6 protein-coding genes and 1 pseudogene are annotated in these 5,037 nt (G+C 75.9%); all 7 read right to left on the bottom strand.

Annotated elements, in window-relative coordinates; genetic code table 11:
• A partial coding sequence (locus tag G3I41_RS16585; protein ID WP_343242144.1) for a PfkB family carbohydrate kinase occupies positions 1-427 on the bottom strand: 427 nt, incomplete at its 3' end.
• A complete protein-coding gene (locus G3I41_RS16580) occupies positions 424-1,044 on the bottom strand; it encodes an SIS domain-containing protein (protein WP_164400993.1) in 621 nt (206 codons plus the stop codon). The genes G3I41_RS16580 and G3I41_RS16585, both read right to left, overlap by 4 nt.
• Positions 1,041-2,282, bottom strand: coding sequence for a glycosyltransferase (locus G3I41_RS16575; protein WP_164400992.1), 1,242 nt, complete (start codon positions 2,280-2,282; stop codon positions 1,041-1,043). Before G3I41_RS16575 ends, G3I41_RS16580 begins: the two co-directional genes overlap by 4 nt.
• Positions 2,279-3,241: a glycosyltransferase gene (locus tag G3I41_RS16570; RefSeq protein ID WP_164400991.1), complete on the bottom strand. Its 963-nt coding sequence runs from the start codon at positions 3,239-3,241 to the stop codon at positions 2,279-2,281. The genes G3I41_RS16575 and G3I41_RS16570 overlap by 4 nt, the downstream gene beginning before the upstream one ends.
• A complete protein-coding gene (locus G3I41_RS16565) occupies positions 3,238-4,245 on the bottom strand; it encodes a glycosyltransferase family 9 protein (RefSeq protein WP_164400990.1) in 1,008 nt (335 codons plus the stop codon). The genes G3I41_RS16570 and G3I41_RS16565 overlap by 4 nt, the downstream gene beginning before the upstream one ends.
• Positions 4,242-4,850: an HAD family hydrolase gene (locus G3I41_RS16560; RefSeq protein WP_164400989.1), complete on the bottom strand. Its 609-nt coding sequence runs from the start codon at positions 4,848-4,850 to the stop codon at positions 4,242-4,244. Before G3I41_RS16560 ends, G3I41_RS16565 begins: the two co-directional genes overlap by 4 nt.
• Positions 4,847-5,037: pseudogene (locus G3I41_RS16555) on the bottom strand (transferase); the annotation flags it as partial. The pseudogene G3I41_RS16555 and the gene G3I41_RS16560, both read right to left, overlap by 4 nt.

Genomic DNA, 5,037 nt, shown 5'->3' with positions numbered 1-5,037 from the left:
CCCGCCCGTAGTCGGCGACGAGGACCGCCGCGGCGTCCGCGAGTGCCTGCTCGGCTCCGGCCGAGGGGCCGGCGGCGCGCCCGTCCCCCTCGTCCAGGCGCAGCAGGGGCCGCCCGTCCGCCATGAGCCTGGTCTTCCGCGACAGGGGCGCGTCGAGCGGGACCTCCACCAGGCGGACCCGGTCCTCCAGCAGGTTCCGCACGGTGCGGGACGCCTCGTCGTCGCCGAGCGCGGTGACGAAGGTGGTCTCCCGCCCGGTGGCCGCGGCGAGGCAGGCCGCCAGGGCCGCGCCGCCGGGCCGGGTGCGGTGCTCGGCGTCCGCGACGACGGGCACGGGCGCGTCGGGGGCGAGCCGTTCGGCGTGGCCGGAGACGTCCTGGTCGAGCAGCGAGTCGCCGACGACGACGAGGGGTGCGGGGCGCTTCACGAGGCGTCCTCCTCGGCGGGGGTGCCCGCCACCGGGCGGGCGGCGGTGCGGGTGGCGATCTCGCGGTCGAAGCTCTCGCAGATCATGTGGACGGCGACGAGGTGGAGTTCCTGCACGGTGGCCGATCCGGCGGCCTCGACGCACAGCGACTCGTCGCTCGTCGTGGAGAGCGGGTTGGGTCCGGGACCGGTGAGGGACCAGACGGGCATGCCGATGCGCATGGCCTCCTGCGCGGCCTCCAGCAGGTTGGCGCTGGCGCCGCTGGTGGACAGGAGCATGAGGATGTCGCCCCGGCGGCCGTGGGCGCAGGTCTGCCGGGCGAACACCTCGTGGACGCCGTAGTCGTTGGCGATGGCCGTGGTCGAGGAGGTGTCGGCGTGCAGGGCGATCGCCGAGTAGGCGGGGCGGTCGTCGCGGTAGCGGCCGACGAGTTCGGCGGTGAGGTGCTGGGCCTGGGCGGCGCTGCCCCCGTTGCCGGCGACGAGCAGCCGTCCGCCGTCGGACAGGACGCGGGCCAGGGTCTTGCCCCAGCGTTCGGTGACGCCGGCGGCGCGGCGGAAGGCGGGGAGGGCGCGGGCGAGGTCGTCGCAGTGCTGGCCGGGAGCGATCAGCTTCATCGTGCCACCTCCGAGGGCTGGGGGGTCCGGACGAGTTCGGCGTAGACGCGGGAGACGCCGTCGGTCACCTCGTCCCAGGTGAACCGGGCGAGTGCGTGGGTGCGGCCGGCCGCTCCGTAGCGGGCGCGCCGGCCGGGGTCGGCGAGCAGGTCGCGGACGGTGGCGGCGAGGTCGTGGCCCTCGTCGTCGGTGGGCGGCACGAGCGTGCCGGTCACGCCGTCCACGACGGTGTCCAGCTGTCCGCCGACGGCGGTGGCCACCACGGGGACGCCGCAGGCCATCGCCTCGAGGGGGACGATGCCGAACGGTTCGTAGCGGGGCAGGGACAGCAGCAGGTCCGCGCTGGACATGAGTGAGGGCATCAGGCCCTGCGGTACGCAGCCGAGGAGCCGGACCCGTTCGGCGACCCCGTATTCGGCGGCGACCTTGCGCAGGCGTTCGGCCTCCGGGTCGGCGAACAGGAGCGGGGCCTCCGGGCCGCCGGCGATGAGGAGTTCGGTGCCGGGGACGCGGGCGAGGGCCTTGACGGCGCGGTCGAAGCCCTTGCGGGGGACGAGCCGGCCGACGGACAGCAGCCGGTGCGGGGCGCCGGGCGGCCGGTCGGCGAGGGGCACCGGGGCGAAGTGCTCGGTGTCGACGCCGCAGGGCACGATGCTGATCCGGGAGCGCGGGATGCCCATGGCGGTCAGCTCGTTGAGTTCGTCCGCGCAGGTCGCGATGATGCGGTGGGCCTCGCGGCCGATCCGGGTCTCGATGTCGACGCGCTCGGGCGGGCTGGTGTCCTCGCCGCCCTGGTGACGCCTCTTCACCGTGCCGAGGGCGTGGTAGGTCTGCACGACGGGGACCCCGGCCTCGCGCGCCCCGGCGAGGGCGGCCAGGCCCGACATCCAGAAGTGGGCGTGGACGACGTCGGGCCGGTTGAGCCGCCACAGCCTGGCCAGGTAGGCGCCGAAGTCCGGCATCCAGGCGAGCAGGTCGTCCTTCGGCACGGCCGTCGGCGGGCCGGCCGGGACGTGGACGACCTTCACGCCCGATTCGGTCCGCACCAGGGTCGGTTTGTCGGGCCGGTCGCGGCGGGTGTAGACGGTGACGTCGTGTCCCCTGCGGGCCAGGCGCGCGGCGAGCTGGGCCACGTACACGTTCTGCCCGCCGGCGTCGGGGCCGCCGAGTTCGGCGAGCGGGCTGGCGTGCTCGGACACCAGGGCGATCCGGGCGGGTCGCGGCATGGGCTGCGTCATCGCGTGACCTCTTTCATGAGTCGGTCCCAGTCGTCCAGGAAGCGCTGGACCCCGTACCTGGCCCGGGCCGCCTCCCGCGCCAGGCGGCCGGTGTGCTCGGCGTGGGCGTGGTCGGCGGCGAAGTGGCGCAGGGCGTCGGTGAGGACCTCGGGCCGGTTGGAGACGACTCCGGCACCGGGCGGCACCGCTTCGCGCACTTCCGTGGTGCCGAGGGCGACCACGGGCATGCCGAGGAACATGGCCTCCAGCAGGGAGAGCCCGAGCGAGGTCCACCGCACCGGGTGCAGATAGACCCGGCGGTGGGCCATGGCCCGGTGGAGTTCGTCCTGCGGGAGGTCGAAGGTGCGGCACTGCGCCCCGGTGAGGCCGAGGTGGTCCGCGAGCCCTTCCGTGCGCATGCCGAAGACGTCCAGCGGGACGGCGGCGGCGAAGGCGGGCAGCAGGTCGGTGCCGGTCGTACGGGCGCGCCGCACGGGCTCGTTGACGACCACGGCGGCCCGGGGCTCGGTGCCCGTCCACTGGGGCCCCGGGTCGATGATGCCGTGCTCGATGACGCTGGTGGGGGCGCGGCCGTTGTCCCACATCAGGCGGTTGAAGTGGGTGACGTGCACGACGGGGACGTCGGACCGGCCGGCGAGCGGGTGCCGGGTGTCCACGGGCGTCTCGTGCGGGCTGTTGTGCTCGACGTACACGGCGGGCACGTCCCGGCCGGGTCGTCTGCCGGTCCACTCGTGGGTGAGTTCGATCTCGTGCGGGCGTTGCAGCACGACGAGGTCGATCCCGGCGTCCCGGAGTTCGGCGGGGGTGCGCTCCTGGACGGACGCGGGCCAGTCCCAGGTGCGGGCGCGGCCGAGGCCGTCGGGGCCCCGGTCGGGGGTGACCGGCACCAGATAGGTGTGCGGGCCCTGGACGAAGGAGGTCAGCCACGAACCGTGGACGTGCCAGATGAGGATGTTCACGCGCTCTCCTTCCGGAGCTTGTGCACCGCGCTCACCACGTCGTGCGCGGTGACGCCGTCAAGACAGGGGTGGCCCGGCACCGGGCAGCGCACGGCCCTCGTGTCGGCGCAGGGGGCGCGCTGGTCGCCCAGGAGCACGAAGGGCACGCCGAAGGGCGCCCAGCGCGACGCGGGCACGACGGGCGCGAAGAGCGAGACGACCGGGGTGCCCACCGCGGCGGCGAGATGGGCGGGTCCGGTGTTGCCGCTGACCACGACGTCGGCGTGGCGCAGCACACCGGCGAGGGTCCGGGGGCTGGTCCGCCCTCCGAGGTCCACGGCCACGTCGCCGCTGACGAGTCGGGTGAGGCCGGTCTCGGCCGGTCCTCCGGTGACGACGACGCGGTGCCCAGCGTCGGCCAGCTCCTGGACGGCCTCGGCGTGCCTGCCGGGGTCCCAGGCCCTGGCGGGCGCGCTGGCGCCGGGGTGGACGACGACGTAGGGGCCGTTGCCGGTGAGCGCGGCGGTGTCGGGCGGCGGCAGGACGCGCAGCCGGCCGCGGTCGCCGGCGGGAAGGGAGAAGCCCATCGCGACGGCCAGGTCGAGTGCGGCCTCGGCCTCGTGCCGGCCGGGCAGCCGCTGGTGGCGTACGTCGAGCAGCCGGCCGGGATGGTCGACGCTGTCGGCGCCGATCCGGGCCACCCCGGCCATGCGCAGCAGCAGTGCCGTCGGCAGCGGGCTCTGGTGGAACGAGGTCAGCACGAGTGCGGTGTCGTACGCGCCCCCGCGCAGGGCGGTGAGGAGGCCGGGGACGTCCGCCTCGTCCACGGACGGCGGGTCGGCGCCCTCCCAGGGCGCCTGCCAGACGACGACCTCGTCCACGCCGGGGAGCAGCCGGGCGGCGGGTTCACCCAGCGGCCCGCAGACCATGGTGACGTGCACGGCGTGCGCGGCGACGGCCCGGACGGCGGGCCCGGCGAGCAGCACGTCACCGAAGCTGTCGAGTCGTACGACGAGCGCCCTCATGCGGTCCGCCCCCGCACGCGTGCGGCCGTCCCGGCGGGGTGCGGGCGGGCGAGGAGACGGCGGACGGCGGTGAGGAGGTCGGGCGCGGGGTCCGCCTCCGCCCGGGTCTCCTCGGGCCGGGTCCTCGCGTTCGGCACGAGGATGCCCTCGGCGCCGGCGGTCCGGGCGGCGAGGACGTCCGCCTCGATGTCGCCGATGACGGTGCAGTCGCCGGGGCGGACGCCGAGGCGCGCGGCGGCTTCGACGACCAGGCCGGGCCGGGGCTTGCGGCAGGGGCAGCCCTCGTCGGGGCGGTGCGGGCAGTAGGTCCACACGTCGAAGGGGCCGGTCAGCTCGTCCACGCGGGCGTTGACCCGGCGGACGTCCCGGTGGGTGAGCAGGCCGCGTCCGATACCGGACTGGTTGCTGACGACGCCGGTGGGTATGCCGGCCGCGCGCAGCAGCCGTACGGCGTCGGCGGCCCCGGCCACCGGCCTGACCAGGTCCGGGTCGCCGTTGTACGGGACGTCGTGGACGAGGGTGCCGTCCCGGTCGAAGAGCACGGCGGCCGGCCGGACGAGCGGCGGCCCGCCGGGCCGGGCGGTGCGGCGGGGCTGGGAGTTCATCCGGTGCCTCCCCAGGCGGAGGCCCGGCGGTGGCGTATGCCGCCCAGGCCCCGGTGCAGTACGGCCAGCGGCGGGATGACCACGCTGGTGGCGAGCATGGTGGCGACCTCGGTGCCGGTCCGGGGCCCCGGTGCGATGCGCGCCCAGGCGAACTCCGCGGTCCCGGCGGCCCACAGCGCGCCCGCGG

Origin of the sequence: Streptomyces sp. SID9727 (assembly GCF_010550605.1) — a bacterium.
Taxonomy (GTDB): Bacteria; Actinomycetota; Actinomycetes; order Streptomycetales; family Streptomycetaceae; genus Streptomyces.
This window is presented reverse-complemented; position numbering and strand designations above follow the sequence as displayed.